Annotated in this window: 15 protein-coding genes; 9 read left to right on the forward strand and 6 right to left on the reverse strand. The window is 34.0% G+C overall.

The annotated features are described in order from the left end of the window. Positions 1-4 precede the first annotated feature (4 nt). Positions 5-550 carry a helix-turn-helix domain-containing protein gene (locus tag Q9B79_RS16135; protein WP_306185793.1) on the reverse strand — a complete coding sequence of 182 codons (546 nt, stop codon included), beginning with the start codon at positions 548-550 and terminating at the stop codon, positions 5-7. 150 nt (positions 551-700) lie between these two features. On the opposite strand from Q9B79_RS16135, the gene Q9B79_RS16140 reads away from it, so the two are divergent. Next, positions 701-2041 (forward strand): D-serine ammonia-lyase, encoded by a 1341-nt coding sequence (locus Q9B79_RS16140; RefSeq protein WP_306185795.1) that lies wholly within the window; start codon positions 701-703, stop codon positions 2039-2041. Positions 2042-2188: 147 nt separating this feature from the next. Then, complete coding sequence (locus tag Q9B79_RS16145; RefSeq protein ID WP_306185797.1) at positions 2189-3436, forward strand: DUF445 domain-containing protein; 1248 nt, start codon at positions 2189-2191, stop codon at positions 3434-3436. 30 nt (positions 3437-3466) lie between these two features. Here the strand turns inward: Q9B79_RS16145 and exsE are convergent, their stop codons facing one another. From exsE to Q9B79_RS16165, 4 genes are read right to left on the reverse strand one after another with little or no spacing between them, the layout of a single operon-like run. Then, complete coding sequence (exsE, locus tag Q9B79_RS16150) at positions 3467-4423, reverse strand: exosporium protein ExsE (protein WP_306185799.1); 957 nt, start codon at positions 4421-4423, stop codon at positions 3467-3469. After that, positions 4420-5490: a hypothetical protein gene (locus Q9B79_RS16155; protein WP_306185801.1), complete on the reverse strand. Its 1071-nt coding sequence runs from the start codon at positions 5488-5490 to the stop codon at positions 4420-4422. Before Q9B79_RS16155 ends, exsE begins: the two co-directional genes overlap by 4 nt. Further along, a complete protein-coding gene (locus tag Q9B79_RS16160; protein WP_306185803.1) occupies positions 5483-5926 on the reverse strand; it encodes a hypothetical protein in 444 nt (147 codons plus the stop codon). Before Q9B79_RS16160 ends, Q9B79_RS16155 begins: the two co-directional genes overlap by 8 nt. Beyond that, complete coding sequence (locus Q9B79_RS16165) at positions 5923-6405, reverse strand: RNA polymerase sigma factor (protein WP_265153271.1); 483 nt, start codon at positions 6403-6405, stop codon at positions 5923-5925. The genes Q9B79_RS16160 and Q9B79_RS16165 overlap by 4 nt, the downstream gene beginning before the upstream one ends. Before the next feature lie 283 nt (positions 6406-6688). On the opposite strand from Q9B79_RS16165, the gene Q9B79_RS16170 reads away from it, so the two are divergent. From Q9B79_RS16170 to cls, 6 genes are all read left to right on the forward strand, one after another. After that, complete coding sequence (locus tag Q9B79_RS16170) at positions 6689-7327, forward strand: response regulator transcription factor (protein ID WP_306186191.1); 639 nt, start codon at positions 6689-6691, stop codon at positions 7325-7327. Positions 7328-7331: 4 nt separating this feature from the next. Beyond that, positions 7332-8432, forward strand: coding sequence for a sensor histidine kinase (locus Q9B79_RS16175; RefSeq protein WP_306185806.1), 1101 nt, complete (start codon positions 7332-7334; stop codon positions 8430-8432). A 136-nt stretch (positions 8433-8568) separates the two neighbouring features. Then, complete coding sequence (locus Q9B79_RS16180) at positions 8569-9507, forward strand: ABC transporter ATP-binding protein (RefSeq protein ID WP_306185808.1); 939 nt, start codon at positions 8569-8571, stop codon at positions 9505-9507. 37 nt (positions 9508-9544) lie between these two features. Then, entirely contained in the window at positions 9545-10654 is a 1110-nt protein-coding gene (locus tag Q9B79_RS16185) for an ABC transporter permease (protein WP_306185810.1), read from the forward strand. A 1-nt stretch (position 10655) separates the two neighbouring features. After that, complete coding sequence (locus Q9B79_RS16190; RefSeq protein WP_306185813.1) at positions 10656-11801, forward strand: ABC transporter permease; 1146 nt, start codon at positions 10656-10658, stop codon at positions 11799-11801. Positions 11802-11911: 110 nt separating this feature from the next. Beyond that, positions 11912-13123 carry a cardiolipin synthase gene (gene cls / locus Q9B79_RS16195; protein ID WP_306185814.1) on the forward strand — a complete coding sequence of 404 codons (1212 nt, stop codon included), beginning with the start codon at positions 11912-11914 and terminating at the stop codon, positions 13121-13123. A gap of 52 nt (positions 13124-13175) precedes the next feature. On the opposite strand, the gene pyrH is transcribed toward cls, so the two are convergent. Then, positions 13176-13919, reverse strand: coding sequence for a UMP kinase (gene pyrH, locus Q9B79_RS16200; protein ID WP_306185817.1), 744 nt, complete (start codon positions 13917-13919; stop codon positions 13176-13178). Between the two features lie 377 nt (positions 13920-14296). On the opposite strand from pyrH, the gene Q9B79_RS16205 reads away from it, so the two are divergent. Next, positions 14297-15568 carry a cation:dicarboxylate symporter family transporter gene (locus Q9B79_RS16205; protein ID WP_063224003.1) on the forward strand — a complete coding sequence of 424 codons (1272 nt, stop codon included), beginning with the start codon at positions 14297-14299 and terminating at the stop codon, positions 15566-15568. Positions 15569-15592 lie beyond the last annotated feature (24 nt).

The raw sequence follows: 15592 nt of genomic DNA on the forward strand, positions 1-15592 counted from the left end.
TATATTAAAAAATCGGCGGAGTAACAGAAAATAAAACAATGGCATTTTTTTTGAATTGATTTACCCATTTATGTTTTAAATAGGCGGGTATTTTTACGCTATCACCTGTTTCTAATATGTATTCTTCTTCGTTTAAATGTAATGTGATTGTCCCGTCTAATACAAATGCTAATTCTTCACCTTTATGTTCTAGTACATTTTCTGATGAAGCTGTATTTGGCGGAACAGTCATAATTGCTGTTGCTAAATTCCCTGTAAAATCAGGTGATAACAATTCATATGATAAATTATCGATAATCATTTTTTTTCGTTTATGAGAACGTACAATTAAATCGTCAGTATTTGTATCTTCAAGTAAAAAGCTAAATGTTGGAACATCTAACGCTTTTGCGAGTACTTTTAATGTTTGGATAGAAGGGTTAGCAGATCCACGCTCAATTTGACTTAACATAGAAGGTGTAATACCTGCCATCTTTGCGAGTTCTTTACTCGTTAAACCGTTTTCTTTTCTTTGTTTTTCAATCTTTTTACCAATATCTATATTTTCCATAATGAAAAGCTCCTTACTATTTATTAAATTATATTTAAATAAATTAAATTAAAATTAACTGAAGTGAATAATTTGTGTTAAACTATATTAAAATTAATTTAATTATAATTTATTGAATCGTAAGCTACAAGGTTATGAGGAGGAAGAAAAATGAGGGAAATAGAGAAATTAAAAGAGCAATATCCACTAATAAATAAATTAATCGAAACAGAAGAAGTGTTTTGGCTGAATCCGAACATGGAAAAGTATGAAACGGCAATAAAAGATTCTCCATTGAATGAAGAAAATGTAAAAGATGCCGAAGAGAGGTTAAAGCGTTTTGCACCATATATTGCGAAAGTTTTTCCTGAAACGAAAGAAACGGGGGGCATTATAGAATCACCTTTAGTGAAGATAGCTTCTATGAAACAATCTTTAGAGAAAAATTACGGGAAACCTATATTAGGAGAATTGCTATTAAAATGTGATAGTGGGCTTCCAATATCAGGATCTATTAAAGCTAGAGGCGGAATATATGAAGTATTGAAACATGCTGAGCAATTAGCTTTGCAGCATGGAATGTTAACAGAAAATGATGATTACTCCATTTTAGATAGTGATATATGTAGAGAGTTTTTTGCAAAATACTCAATTGCTGTAGGTTCTACAGGTAATTTAGGACTAAGCATTGGAATTATGAGTGCAAAACTAGGTTTTAACGTAACGGTTCATATGTCAGCAGATGCAAAAGAATGGAAAAAAGATTTATTAAGAAGTAAAGGTGTAAACGTTATTGAGTATGAAGCGGATTATAGTAAAGCAGTAGAAGAGGGGCGTCAGCAAGCAGATGCAGATTCTAGCTGTTATTTTGTAGATGATGAAAACTCGCATGATTTATTTTTAGGATATGCAGTAGCAGCATCGCGTTTACAAAAACAATTAGAAGAGTTAGAGATTGTAGTAGATAAAGAACATCCTTTATTCGTTTACCTTCCATGCGGAGTAGGGGGCGGACCTGGCGGCGTCGCATTTGGTTTAAAGTTATTGTATAAAGACAACGTACACTGTTTCTTTGCGGAGCCAACGCATTCTCCATGTATGTTACTCGGTTTAATGACAGGACTTCATGATAAAATTGCTGTTCAGGATATCGGGATTGATAATGTGACAGACGCGGACGGACTAGCGGTAGGAAGACCGTCTGGATTTGTCGGTAAAACGATGGAACCATTTTTGAGTGGGAATTATACAGTAAGTGATGCAGAGTTATATAGATTGTTGAAAGAACTAGCAGATACAGAAAATATTTATTTAGAACCTTCTGCGTTAGCCGGTATGATAGGACCAGTGAAAGTATGTAAAGAAGATGAGTATTTACAAAAACAACAGTTAACAGAGAAGATGAAGAAAGGTACTCATATTGTGTGGGGAACTGGCGGTAGTATGGTTCCGGAAGATGTAATGAATGGGTATTATAAAACAGGCGAGGCATTAATGTTAAAACAAAAATGAGGCTAGTTGTAGCCTCATTTTTTTATGTACATAAAAATCTTTGTTATTTTCACATATGTTCTTTATAGTATAGATATAAAGGATTACTAAGATTGAATAAATATAACAAAAAAGCTTTATTTTACATAATAAGAGGATGTGTATACGATGTCATTGCAGACTAAATATATAGCGGGTATTTCGCTTGGGGTTATGGGAGTAGGTTTTGCTGCTTCTATCCCTTTTCAAGGAACTGTAGCAGGGGAGATTATACAAGGGGGATTTGAAGCTGGATTAGTTGGTGGACTTGCGGATTGGTTCGCAGTTACAGCACTATTCCGTCATCCGATGGGAATTCCAATTCCGCATACAGCGTTATTACCTAAAAATCGTAAACGAGTAACGAAAGGACTCATTCATACGTTGGAAAATGAGTGGCTGACGAAAGAAAGTATTACGAATAAAGTAACAGAAATGCAGCTAGCACAAATGGTGCTGCAAATTGCTGAGAGAGAAATGCAGTCTGACGCTGTGAAAAAGGGGATTGTAGCGATTGCGGAGAAGGCGATTGTAACAATCGATACAGAAAAGTTAGCTGTTATTATTGAAAAAGAATTAAAAACGTATTTGCATACAATTCATACAAGTAACATATTACAAGTGCTTGTTGATCAATTAGTTGTGCAAGAATATGATGAAAAGACACTTGATTATATTTTAGTAAAAGTGAAAGATTGGACAGCGCAAGATGAAGCACGATATCAGCTCGGAAGCTTAGGTATGAAGGCGATGGAAAACATAAAAGTAGATGGATTTTTACAGTTTACTTTGAAATCGTTTATGAATATTGTAGATGAAGATAAAATTGGCGGCATTTTGCAGAAATTCATTATTAGCAATATTAACAGCCTGCAAGATGCAGATAATAGTACGAGACAACTTATTTTATCGAAAATTCGTCAAGAAATTATAAATGTAAAAGAGAATGAAGCGTTACTACAAGAATTAGAAAATTGGAAAGAAAAATGGATTGCCAATTGGAATGCTACTGACAAAATTAAAGAGATGCTGGAGCAAGTACAACAAAGGGCAATTACTTTTGTGAAAAATGAAGAATTTACGGATAAATATGTCATTCCATTTTTACAAACACAAATGAATAAAATAAAAGAAGATGAACAAACTGTTCAAAAAATAGAAGAGTGGTTACAAAAACAAGTTGTCACACTTGTGGAGAAGAATCATTCGAAAATCGGAAAACTTGTACAAGAAAATCTTGATAAGTTAGATGATAAAACATTAATCGAAATGATTGAAAATAACGTCGGTAAAGATTTACAGTGGATCCGAGTAAACGGGGCTGTTTGCGGATTTATGATTGGATTAGTGCTAGAAGGAATTAAAGCGATTATATGAGAAAAACCTTCCGCAATTGCGGAAGGTTTTTTATTTTTCAATAACGCTCATATTTAAATTGTAAGCTTTCTCAATATTTAACTTGTACGTACCATTTCCAGTTTTAATCGAATTTTTATACCAATGTTCTTGCTGGTTGAATTCTGGATTTTCTTCTGAAGTATTATCTTCCTTTTTCGTTAAATCTTCAACTTGTTCCCAAGGTGTGTTTCCGTTGGATTCTTTTTTATTTGTTATGGCGATTACAGATACATCGCTTTCTTTTGTTAAATGAACAGATACATTTGAACTTTCCTGTACAAACCAATTCTTTTGTAATTGACCTGGATAAAGGGATAGTTCGTTATTTGAAGCACGAACTTCTACATTTTTATTTTGCGGAAGCACGAGTGTCGGTTTGACCTGCGGTGCGGAATTCCATAACGTATGTTGAACTGGTAATGATTTTAAAGTGATATACATCGTTTCCCCGGCTGTTTGAACTGAAAGGAAATCTTCTTGTTTTAAATTAAGTTTTTCATTAGTTTTCGTTGTCATTTCATATGTCCCAAGAAGGTGAATTTGATTTGTATCATTTCCCTCTATTGTTAGAGGGTGCTGTCCTGCATCCACTACAATTTTTTTGATAGATTCAGGTATATCAAGTTGTCCACTTGGAATATTACTCGTTTGGCGAGTAGTATGAATAGAATGACGAACTTCGTCTAGTAATCCAGTTGATAATAAACAGTAAAAAGCAATTCCAACGCTTCCTAAAACGCCGATAAAGAAAATACTAAAAATATCATATTTAATAAAGGATTGTTCCTTCTTAGAAAATAGAAGGTATAGTAAAATTTCTACGCCAAGTATAATAAGTAAAATAGGCCACCACGCTGTTAAGGAATCTAATACCGCAGTACCTTTTATAACTGAAAATAGTAAGAAGCAACCTAATGAAATAATAGAAAGCCCCATTGAAAATGTTCCAACGCGCCATGTTCTCATTCTTTTGTACCACCTTTGTTTTCTTTATTTCCAAGTAACAATTTAAAGCCGCCACCAATTAAGAGGAGTGCAACGATAGATGTTTGGAAATAGCGATAATATAGCTCGCTAAGATGAATGTTAAATATAGTTGCAAAGTAATCATTCAAAATAGGAAGGAGTGTTTGATCTAATAAATAATAACCACCGAGTGTAATTAACCCAATACCGATCCATCTTTGATGATTGATAAAATAATCAATGATAGGTTCGTCATGTACACGTTCTTTTCCATACTTTGCAGTTTGCTGTAAAGCGTCAAAGAAGCTATAGAACCAAATGATTGGTACTAAAAATAAAAATGCTGAAAGTCTTAATAAGTCGAGTAAATATATTGAAAGTAAAAAGGCTGCCATAAGCTGAAGACCGCGGCGTTGTAAGCCTAAATACATATGTCCCGCTCCGGGGAACATCGCTAAAATAGAAGCGAATGTTTTATTCTTCTTTCCTTGTTCACGATGCTCTTCAAACTCTTCGAAAATAGTACGATCATCTAGTTGCTCGCCACGTTCTTTTTTCTGAAGTTGCTGAACAACATCGAAGAAATTATAAATCCATAAAACAGGTAATGTAATAAGGAAGATAAGGAAACTTTCTTGCGATGTTAAAAGTGCAACGAAAATAATCATACTTCCGATTCCTGTGCAAGCTACTAAAAATGTAAGTCCACGTTGCATAAGTCCTAATTGAAAATGTCCAAGTCCAGGGATGATTGATAGAAGAATGATATAAAATCGTTCGCTTTCTTTAGAGGACTCTGTCAATTCTCCGGCTGCTTGTTTTTTCGATTGATTAATAATAGTGATAACTAAATCTAATAAATTGATTGCCCATAACACGACTAGTAAAAATAGAGAGAGAAAAGCAATGTCACGCGCTCCCAATGCTATTGTAGAAAATGCTGCAAAGATAAATAGAAATACAGCGCCTCCGCTATATAAAATAAACCGCCCAAATTTCTTTAAATATAAATGTCCAAGCCCGGGAATTAGCCCTAATACAAGTGCTAAAAAGGGATTTTTATTCATGCTTTGAACCTCCGTCCTTTTTGGATGTGTCTACCGATTTGTTTACAATTTGTTGTGAGATAGAAGACTCGTTATGTTTTGAAGATTTCTCGAAATTTGATGTCGCTGTGAAAATATATTGGAATAAACCACTTACCATAAAAATAATTGTAGCCGCGGTTGCAATTATGTAGTGAATAATCGTTCGCTTTAATGAGTTTGTTTTTATATTTTCATCAGGTTGTAGCGTTTCAAAATCAATTTGCGTCATAACTTCATTCGTAAATGAATCATCATTTATCATTGGAAGGTTTTCATGTTGTTCATCGATACTTTCCATATAAAGTGCTAAACAATGATCACATTCATAAAGATGTTCTTCCATAGATTCACGTTCATTGCTTTCTAAAAAATCTAAAGTATAATTGCGCCAATCTTCTTTTGAATAATGCATCATAGAAACTCTTCCTCCTTCCAATGTTTTTTAATCCATTTTCTTGCCCGGTACAGTTTCATTTCGACTGTTTTCACTTCGATGTTTTCCTGCAAAGCAATTTCGTGATAACTTTTTTCTTCTAAGTAATGTGCGAGAACGACGTCACGGTAATTTTCGGGAAGTTCTCTCAGTTTTTGAGCAATGAGTAATTTTTGCTCTTTCGTCAATAATAAAGCCTCAATATTTTGAGAGGATTTTATATTTTCCTCAGTTTCTTTACATAAGGAGAGTTCTTCGTTTTCTCTAGCTTTTTTTCTCTTATAATCAATAGCATGATTGGTGGCAATACGCGCCATCCACGTTTTTAATCCGCGAAATTGATAATTTGGGAGAGAAGCGTGAATTTTTACGAATACTTCTTGTGTAACATCTTTCGCATCTTCTTCATGTCTTAAAATAGAAAAGATAACTTGGAAAATATAGTGACGATATGTTTGCACAAGGATACGAAAAGCATGTTCGCTTCCTTGCTGTGCTTTTTCAATTAATTGTTTTTCCTCAATGGGTCTCTCCCTCCTTTTTGACGCATTCTATTATATAGACGTAAGAAATGATTGGTCACCCTACACATGTTGTAAAAAAAGAATAATATATTTTTAGAAAGGAGGCTATATGAAAAAAGGTGTGAAAAAATGGTAAAGAGAAGTATATAATGAGCAAGTGGGAAATGTTACGGGAAGAAAGGATGTGAATGTTAGTAGGGTAAGGTCCATACTAACAAACATGAAAATAAAAATATTAATAGCAGATGATAATTCTTTTATTAGAGAAGGCATGAAAATTATTTTAAATACATATGAAGAGTTCGAAGTGGTAGATACAGTAAATGATGGGAAAGAAGCAGTGGACTATTGCAAAAAGAACGATGTTGATATCGCCCTTTTAGATGTTCGCATGCCAAATATGAACGGGGTAGAGGCGACGAAAGTCATTTGTGAAGAGACGAAAACAAAACCGCTAATTTTAACGACGTTCGATGATGATGAATATATTTTGGATGCAGTAAAAAACGGAGCGAAAGGCTATTTATTAAAAAATAATGATCCAGAACGTATTCGTGATGCAATAAAAGGAGTATATAACGGTCAAACTGTTATGCAAGATGTGGTGCTTGATAAAATTAAGTCTAATTTAATGGAGAGCAAAGAGGAAGAATGTAAAATAGATAAAAGTCTTTTTACTGAAAGAGAGCTGAGTATTATCGCATTAATTGCAAAAGGGTTTTCGAATAAAGAAATTTCGAAGCAACTTTTCATATCAGAAGGAACAATTGCAAATTATATCACGTCAGTTTTAGGGAAAACCGGACTTGAACATCGTACACAAATCGCGATTTATTATTTGACAGGGAAAGTAGATTAAAGATATGGAATTTTGGTTAATTGTAAGTAAATTAATTGTTTTTATATATGTTGTGTTTAGTTACATTTATTTAAATGTTGCAAACTTACCATGGATTATACTTACTTTACTTTTATATCTTTCTGTAAACGTGCTAATCTCTATATTTAAAAAAGATACGTACAAAAACATATTAACTGCTGTATCAATTGGCGTAGTTATGTTATTTACATGGAAGATTCATCCGCTTTTTATTTTATTTTTACCATTGAACTTATATGAAATTATATTCCGTTATATAGAGAAGAAATGGCAACTCTTTATCATGATGATGATTCCTATTATATTTACAGATGAAAGTATTCGAATGACATATGGATTAATTGTTGCATTTGCGTTCGTCGTATTAACTATGGCAGAACGGTATATATCGCGTGTATTAAAACTTGAATCACAAAATGATAAGATGCGAAAAGATATGCAGCGGTTGACGAAAAGTCTAAATGAAAATAAAGAGTACATAAAGCAATCAGAGTACACATTTAAATTAGAAGAGAGAAACCGGCTCTCACAAGAAATTCATGATAAAATTGGTCACTCGATGACAGGGGCGCTAATTCAAATGGAAGCGGCAAAGAGATTAATGGGGATAGATAAAGAAAAGTCTGCCGAGTTATTACAAAATGCAATTCATATTTCAAAAGATGGAATTGAAAGTATTCGGGTTACATTAAAAAATATGAAGCCACCAACTGAGCAAATTGGTATTCATCGTATGAAATTATTCATAGAGGAATTTGCCGGTAAGCATGATATAAATATCCCTTTCGTATATAAAGGGAATTTAGATATGATTTCACCGATTCAGTGGAAGATTATTGGTGAGAATGTCACGGAGGCATTAACAAATGCGATGAAATATGCTGATGCGACAGTCATTGCAATCGATATTCATGTACTTAACAAGATGGTGAAAGTACAAGTGAAGGATAACGGAAAAGGTGCAGTGCTTGTTAAAAAAGGTCTCGGTATTATGGGGATGGAGGAGCGAACAGCTTCAGTAAACGGAAAAATTATTGTAGATGGAACAAGTGGTTTTTCAGTAACAATGCTGTTGCCCATATAGAAAATGGTGATGAGAATGAATCATCTCATATGAAAAAAGTGAATAACCTCATGTGAAAAGAATGAACTTCTGCACTGAGCAGGTTCATTCTTTTTGTTTATACTAAAAGCAGAGAAACCGAAATAGGGGTGAAATGATGAATACATTAGAAATTAAAAATTTAACGAAAAAGTTTGGTGATTTCATCGCGGTAGATAATATGTCTTTATCTATTAAAGAAGGAGAGATATTTGGCTTTTTAGGATCAAATGGTGCTGGTAAAAGTACAACGATAAATATGATCGCTGGCTTGCTAAGAAGTAATGAAGGTGAAATTAGCATATTAGGAAAAAATATAAAGAAACATAATCGATTTGCGAAGATGAATATTGGTATCGTTCCGCAAGATATTGCGATTTATGAAGAGTTAACTGCCTATGAAAATGTGAAATTCTTTGCTGGACTGTACGGGTTAAGAGGAGCTGAACTAAAAGTGAGAGTAGAGGAAGCACTTCAGTTTGTGGGACTAAGTGATAAACATAAAAGTTACCCGAAAAACTTTTCTGGCGGGATGAAACGAAGATTGAATATCGCTTGTGCGATTGCACATAGACCGAAGTTAATTATTATGGATGAGCCGACAGTTGGAATTGATCCACAGTCAAGAAACTATATCCTTCAGTCTGTTCGAAAATTAAATGAAATGGGAAGCACGATTATTTACACGAGTCACTACATGGAAGAAGTAGAAGAGATTTGTACGAAAATCGCAATTGTTGATCACGGTAAAGTAATTGCAGAAGGCACGAAAGAACAGTTGAAAGCGATTATTACTGATACGAAAGACATTTGGATTGAAGTGAAGTCAGTAGAAAATTTAGATGTAGAACAGTTAAAAGAGATAAATGGAGTGAAAGCTGTTCAAATTGATGAGAACGTAATTAAAGTAAACTCGGATGCAGGATTAAACAATTTAAATAAAATTATTCAGCACTTCATTAATCATGATATTGAAATTCGTTCGTTAGAGGAGCAGGCTCCAAATTTAGAAACAGTATTCCTTACGTTGACTGGAAGAAACTTACGAGATAATTAAAATGTAAATGAAGAAAAGGTAAAGGGAGGTTCATCAATTGAACATCTTCAATATTGCAATTATGCATATGAAAAGAGATTTCAGGGACGTAAGAACTTTAGTTTTTATGTTAGCATTTCCGATTGTGCTCATGCTCGTGTTAGGTACAGCATTAAGTAATGCGTTTAATAGTGATAGTCATTCAATTAAAGACATACAGGTGCTATATAAAGATGAAGCAAGTAGCACATTTTCTCAAGCATTTGAAGCATTTACGAAAGAAGTTGATAAATCGGGTATTCACTTTAAGAAAATTTCCGAAGGGATAGATGGAAAAGAAGAAGTGAAGCAAAATAAATATGCTGCTTATGTAGAGTTAAATAAAGATGGCGCAAAATTGTTTGGAAGTGACAAAAGTAGTATTGAGGGAAGTATTGTGGAAGGCATGCTTACAACGTTTGTTGATAAGTACAATGTAGTAGTCGAAGTTGCAAAAGTAGACCCTAGTAAGGTGAGCTCAGTTATTTCAAATGGAAATCATAATGATTATATAAAAGAAACATCTTTACAAGCTGCGAAAAAGCCAGGTTCTATGGATTACTATGCGGTTGTAATGACAACGATGATTGCACTATATGCTGCGATGGGAGCCAGTTCTTTAATTCGGGGAGAAAGAATACGTAAAACAGGAGATCGTCTCATTGCTGCACCTATAAGTAAGGCTGAAATATTCATTGGAAAAGTACTTGGTAGCCTAGTAGCAAATGCACTGTGCATATTACTCGTCATGTTATTTAGTAAATTTGTTTTTCAAGCGAATTGGGGCGAACATCTTGGAATCATATTTATTATTTTATTAACACAAGTCTTTCTAGCGATTAGCTTCGGTTTAGGAATCGGATATATTACGAAAACGGCTGAAGCATCTAGAGCGGTTATTATGGTAGTTGTACAATTAGCCTCTATTTTTGGCGGTGCATATTTCGTAGTAGAAGAAAATTTCGTTACGAATTTATCACCATTAACGTGGGCAAACACAGCTGTCATGAAAATTATTTATGCAAATGATATAGGAGCAGCACTGCCGGTAATATGTTTAAACCTTGGCATTTCGGCACTCTTTTTATTAATTGCAATTATTGCATTACGTAGACGGGAGGGGCTATAGTATGAAAGAAATTTTATGGCTCATACAAAAAACGTTATCTGTACTTTTGAAAAATAAAAAAAGTTTACTCATTATTATTAGTTTGCCGATAATAGGAACATTAATCTCCTTCTCAATGTATGGGAATGTAGGGCAAGGGACGTTAAATATCGGGATTGTAAATAAAGAAAATGAGCCGATAGCAAATGATACGATAAAGTTTTTAGAAGGATTAAACAATGTGAACTTGAGTAAGATCAAGGAGTCTGAAATAGAAGATAAACTCACTTCTAAAAGACTTGATGGAGTTATTACATTAGAAACTGGTTTTTCAAAAAGTGTTCGAGAAGGGAAGCCAGATCATATAGAAGTTGCATCGATTAAAGGTGATCAAGTAACAGCATTTATAAAATCATATTTATATAACTATATTGATAATATCGCTGCGATTAGTAAAGTAGCAGGGACGGATCAAAATACGTTTAATAGTATGTACACTGGTTATCAAAAAAGTTCATTTAAAGTAAAGTCTGAGACACTTGAAGATACTTCGAAAAATAAAGATATGACAAACCAAACGATGGGTTACCTTATTATGTTTATGCTGTTTTCAGCAGCGAACTTATCAGGTCAGATTTTAAAAGAAAAAGAAAATAGAACGTATTTTAGACTCTTATCAACGCCGATAGATGGAAAGAAATTCATATTATCTAATGTCGGGGTAAATATGATGATACTAACAGTACAAATTCTGATTACAACCCTATTCTTAACGAATGTTTTTCATACGAATATTAATATGCCTTTCATCGTGATGATTGGCGTACTCATGCTATTTGCTTTAATAGCAATTGGAATATCATTAGTTCTTGTAGCTTTTTCGAAAAACTCAGCGGCAGCAAATGCAATGCAAAATATGGTTATTGTACCGACATGTTTACTGGCTGGATGTTATTTTCCATATGATATTATGCCAAAAGCAGTACAAAAAGTAGCTGATTTTCTTCCGCAGAGATGGCTATTAGATACAGTATCAAAACTACAACAAGGACTTCCGATTTCAGATTTGTATTTAAATATTTTAATCTTATTCGCCTTTGCAGTAGCATTCTTCTTAATTGCTATTTATAAGTTTGGAAGAAATAATGATGCGAGGAACTTTGTTTAATATGAAAAGGGTGTGACATTAAGTCGCACCCTTTTTTGTATGAAGCATGAAATCTAAATTGGAATGACAAAATAGAAGGGTGGAAAGAAAATGAGCGGAAGGAAATCAAAATGATAAAAAAAATATTGCGAGTTACTTCTATTATTATTGCTATTGTTGTTTTTATTTTAATTTGTATGCATATTGATGTTACTTTAGGGAGGAAAATGGAAGCTGGGAAAAACATCCCGACAGAGTATGCACCACATTATAGTGATTTTCAATTATATGTAGAAGGGAAATCATTTTATAAACAGTTATTTACTGATATAAAAGAAGCCAAAAGCTCCATTTACACGTATTTCTTCATTTTGTCTGATGATAAAAGTAGCCATACTTTTTTGAAATTATTAAAAGAGAAGGCAAAAGAAGGTGTAAACGTCTATTTATCCGTTGATCGCATTAATGATTTATCATTTGAAAGAAAGATGATAAATGAATTGCGGGAAAGTGGTGTACATTTTACATATAGTAGAAAACCTGAATTGCCATTCGGATTTTATTCCCTTCACCATCGTAATCATCGCCGCATTACGACGATTGATGGGGAGATTGGCTATACAGGTGGTTTTAATATAGGAGATGAGTATTTAGGAAAAGATAAGCGATTTGGATATTGGCGTGACTATCATGTAAGGATACGGGGAGAAGGAGCAAAAGATTTAGAAGAGCAATTCGCTTTAGATTGGAAACGAGATACGAAAGAACATATAAAAAGAAGTACGAATAAAGCGAGTAAAGGGAATACATTACATACGATGGTTAGTTATAACGGACATCACGTCGCTGAAACGTATATCGAATTAATAAAACAAGCGAAGCATTCAATCATCATTACAACACCTTATTTTATAGCGACAAATAAAGAGGTAATGAAGGCTTTAATTGAAGCACAAAAACGTGGTGTTGCAGTAAAAATACTTTGGTCATATAAACCAGATATTCCTCTTATTAAAGAGGCGGCGTATCCGTATATTCGTCAAGCTGTTAATAGTGGACTTAAAGTATATGGTTATAAAAAAGGGATGTTTCATGGAAAGTTAATGTTAATTGATAATGAACTAACTGTTATCGGTACAACAAATTTTACTTCTAGAAGTTTCAATATAAATGATGAAATGAATTTGTATATTCATGGTGGTTCAATTGTAGGGCAAGTTAATGAGGCGTTAACGGAGGATTTTCATGATTCAAAAGAAATGACGAAAGAGTTTTTTGAGAAGTTATCGTTTTGGGAGCGCTGTAAGGAAAAGTTGGGGGGATTGGCTGATTTTTATTTATAAAGTTTAAAGAAAAGGGGGTCTTTTATAGACACCCTTTTTTTATGAGAAATAATTAGTTTTCATGCACAAGCAATGAAGCATCATCATTAATTAAAGTCCCTACATGTTCACCTAAACAAATTCTTTTCATTACCCCAGGCTCATCAAAGTTAAAAACGTGTGCTGGTAAATTATAATCACGGGCAAGTAGTAAAGCGGCTTGATCCATTACTTGTATGTTTTGCCTAACAATATCGTTATAGTTTAGTTTTTTGTACATTTTTGCTGCTTTATTATGCTTTGGATCGCTAGTAAAGACGCCATCTACTCCTTGTTTTGCAACTAATATTGCGTCGCTATTCATTTCAATGGCTCTTTGAACACTCGGATAATCCGTCGTCACAAACGGTTGCCCGTTCCCGCCTCCAAAAATAACAATATAACCGTTATCTAAATGGTGGACTGCACGAAGACGAATGTATGGCTCAGCTACAGCATTAAACGGGATGGAAGTCATTACGCGCACTTCTTTATTTGTTTTACTTGTTAAAACGCCGCGTAGCATTAAGCTATTAATGATTGTACCTAACGTCCCGATATTGTCAGCTTCTACACGATCGATTCCCCATTCTTCTGCTAAATGACCTCTAAAAATATTCCCGCCACCGATGACGATGGATACTTCGATACCTAGATCAACAATGGATAAAATTTCGTTTGCGATATGTTCTAATCGTTTGGAGTTAAAGCTATTTCCAGTTTGATCGGCAAGTGCACCGCCGCTTAATTTAATTAAGACACGTTTATATGGTCTCATAACAATTCCCCCTATATAGATCGCAATAAAAAAGGAACAAAGGCGAATGCCCTTGTTCCTTTTTAAGAAAATGAAAAAGAAAAGAAGAAGATAAGACGAATTTTTGCACATAATTTTTCATATTATCCACTCCTTTTCATTTTGATTTGTTGTAAGTATATATCTTTTTGATTATACGAAACAATCTGATTACTTATCAAGTATATTTTATTTCTTTTTAATAAAAAGGTGTCAATGAAAAAGAAAAGAAAAATTTTCGAATTTTTTGTGACAAACTTGTAGTTTTTTGTATGATTTTGTAGGTTCCCCTATATGATGTGTGAGTAAGCTTTTATAAATACGAAATGAAAGCGTTCGCATAAAGGGGATGAACATAAATGAAAAAATTCGGATTGGCGACACAAATCTTTGTCGCACTTGTTTTAGGGATTGTAGTAGGGGCAATCTTCTATGGTAATAAAACGGCGATTTCTTATATCACACCAATTGGAGATATATTTATTCACTTAATTAAAATGATCGTAGTACCGATTGTTATTTCAGCATTAATTGTTGCGGTAGCTGGTGTAGGAGATATGAAGAAGCTTGGGAAACTGGGCGGGAAGACAATTCTTTATTTCGAAATTATTACGACAATCGCTATTTTAATGGGATTACTTGCGGCAAATATATTCCAGCCGGGTACTGGCGTTGATATGAATAACTTACAACAAAGTGATATTTCTTCTTACAAACAAACAGCAGATGCTACAGAGAAGAAAGGATTCGCTGAGACGATTGTTCATATCGTACCGAAAAACGTATTTGAATCGATTGCACAAGGTGACTTATTACCGATTATTTTCTTCTCAGTATTATTCGGTTTAGGAGTTGCAGCAATTGGGGAAAAAGGAAAGCCTGTCTTTAACTTCTTTGAAGGTGTACTCGAAGCGATGTTTTGGGTTACAAATCAAGTTATGAAATTTGCACCGTTTGGTGTATTCGCATTAATTGCGGTTACGGTTGCAAAATTTGGTGTAGCAACACTACTTCCTTTAGGAAAACTAGTGCTAGCTGTATACGTAACTGTTATACTATTCGTTGTGATTGTATTAGGTATTAATGCAAGAATGGTTGGCGTAAACATTTTTACATTAATGAAAATTTTAAAAGAAGAACTTATTCTTTCATTTACGACAGCAAGTTCAGAAGCTGTTTTACCTAATATAATGAGAAAAATGGAAGAGTTCGGTTGTCCAAAGGCAGTTGCCTCTTTCGTTATTCCGACGGGTTATACATTTAACTTGACTGGATCGGCTATTTATCAAGCGTTAGCGGCATTGTTTGTTGCGCAAATGTACGGTGTGCACATGTCACTGACAGAGCAAATAACGTTATTATTCGTTCTCATGTTAACATCCAAGGGTATGGCGGGAGTTCCAGGTGCATCGTTCGTTGTTGTATTAGCAACGTTAGGTTCAATGGGGTTACCACTAGAAGGTATCGCATTAATTGCGGGGATTGACCGCATTTTAGATATGATTCGCTCATCTGTCAATGTATTAGGAAATGCATTAGCAGCCATTGTTATGTCGAAGTGGGAAGGCGAATTCGATAATGAGAAAGCAAAACAATATGTAGAAACAGTCAAAGAAACAAAAGCAGCATAAGAAATCGTTAAGGAGTGAATAATC

Source organism: Bacillus sp. MHSD_36 (assembly GCF_030757775.1).
Taxonomy (GTDB): Bacteria; Bacillota; Bacilli; order Bacillales; family Bacillaceae_G; genus Bacillus_A.

What these genes read in the sequence shown, in the direction of transcription:
- Q9B79_RS16135 (WP_306185793.1), bottom strand. Translation starts at nt 550, where the DNA reads ATGGAAAATATAGATATTGGTAAAAAGATTGAAAAACAAAGAAAAGAA.
- Q9B79_RS16140 (WP_306185795.1), top strand. Translation starts at nt 701, where the DNA reads ATGAGGGAAATAGAGAAATTAAAAGAGCAATATCCACTAATAAATAAA.
- Q9B79_RS16145 (WP_306185797.1), top strand. Translation starts at nt 2,189, where the DNA reads ATGTCATTGCAGACTAAATATATAGCGGGTATTTCGCTTGGGGTTATG.
- exsE (WP_306185799.1), bottom strand. Translation starts at nt 4,423, where the DNA reads ATGAGAACATGGCGCGTTGGAACATTTTCAATGGGGCTTTCTATTATT.
- Q9B79_RS16155 (WP_306185801.1), bottom strand. Translation starts at nt 5,490, where the DNA reads ATGAATAAAAATCCCTTTTTAGCACTTGTATTAGGGCTAATTCCCGGG.
- Q9B79_RS16160 (WP_306185803.1), bottom strand. Translation starts at nt 5,926, where the DNA reads ATGATGCATTATTCAAAAGAAGATTGGCGCAATTATACTTTAGATTTT.
- Q9B79_RS16170 (WP_306186191.1), top strand. Translation starts at nt 6,689, where the DNA reads ATGAAAATAAAAATATTAATAGCAGATGATAATTCTTTTATTAGAGAA.
- Q9B79_RS16175 (WP_306185806.1), top strand. Translation starts at nt 7,332, where the DNA reads ATGGAATTTTGGTTAATTGTAAGTAAATTAATTGTTTTTATATATGTT.
- Q9B79_RS16180 (WP_306185808.1), top strand. Translation starts at nt 8,569, where the DNA reads ATGAATACATTAGAAATTAAAAATTTAACGAAAAAGTTTGGTGATTTC.
- Q9B79_RS16190 (WP_306185813.1), top strand. Translation starts at nt 10,656, where the DNA reads ATGAAAGAAATTTTATGGCTCATACAAAAAACGTTATCTGTACTTTTG.
- cls (WP_306185814.1), top strand. Translation starts at nt 11,912, where the DNA reads ATGATAAAAAAAATATTGCGAGTTACTTCTATTATTATTGCTATTGTT.
- pyrH (WP_306185817.1), bottom strand. Translation starts at nt 13,919, where the DNA reads ATGAGACCATATAAACGTGTCTTAATTAAATTAAGCGGCGGTGCACTT.
- Q9B79_RS16205 (WP_063224003.1), top strand. Translation starts at nt 14,297, where the DNA reads ATGAAAAAATTCGGATTGGCGACACAAATCTTTGTCGCACTTGTTTTA.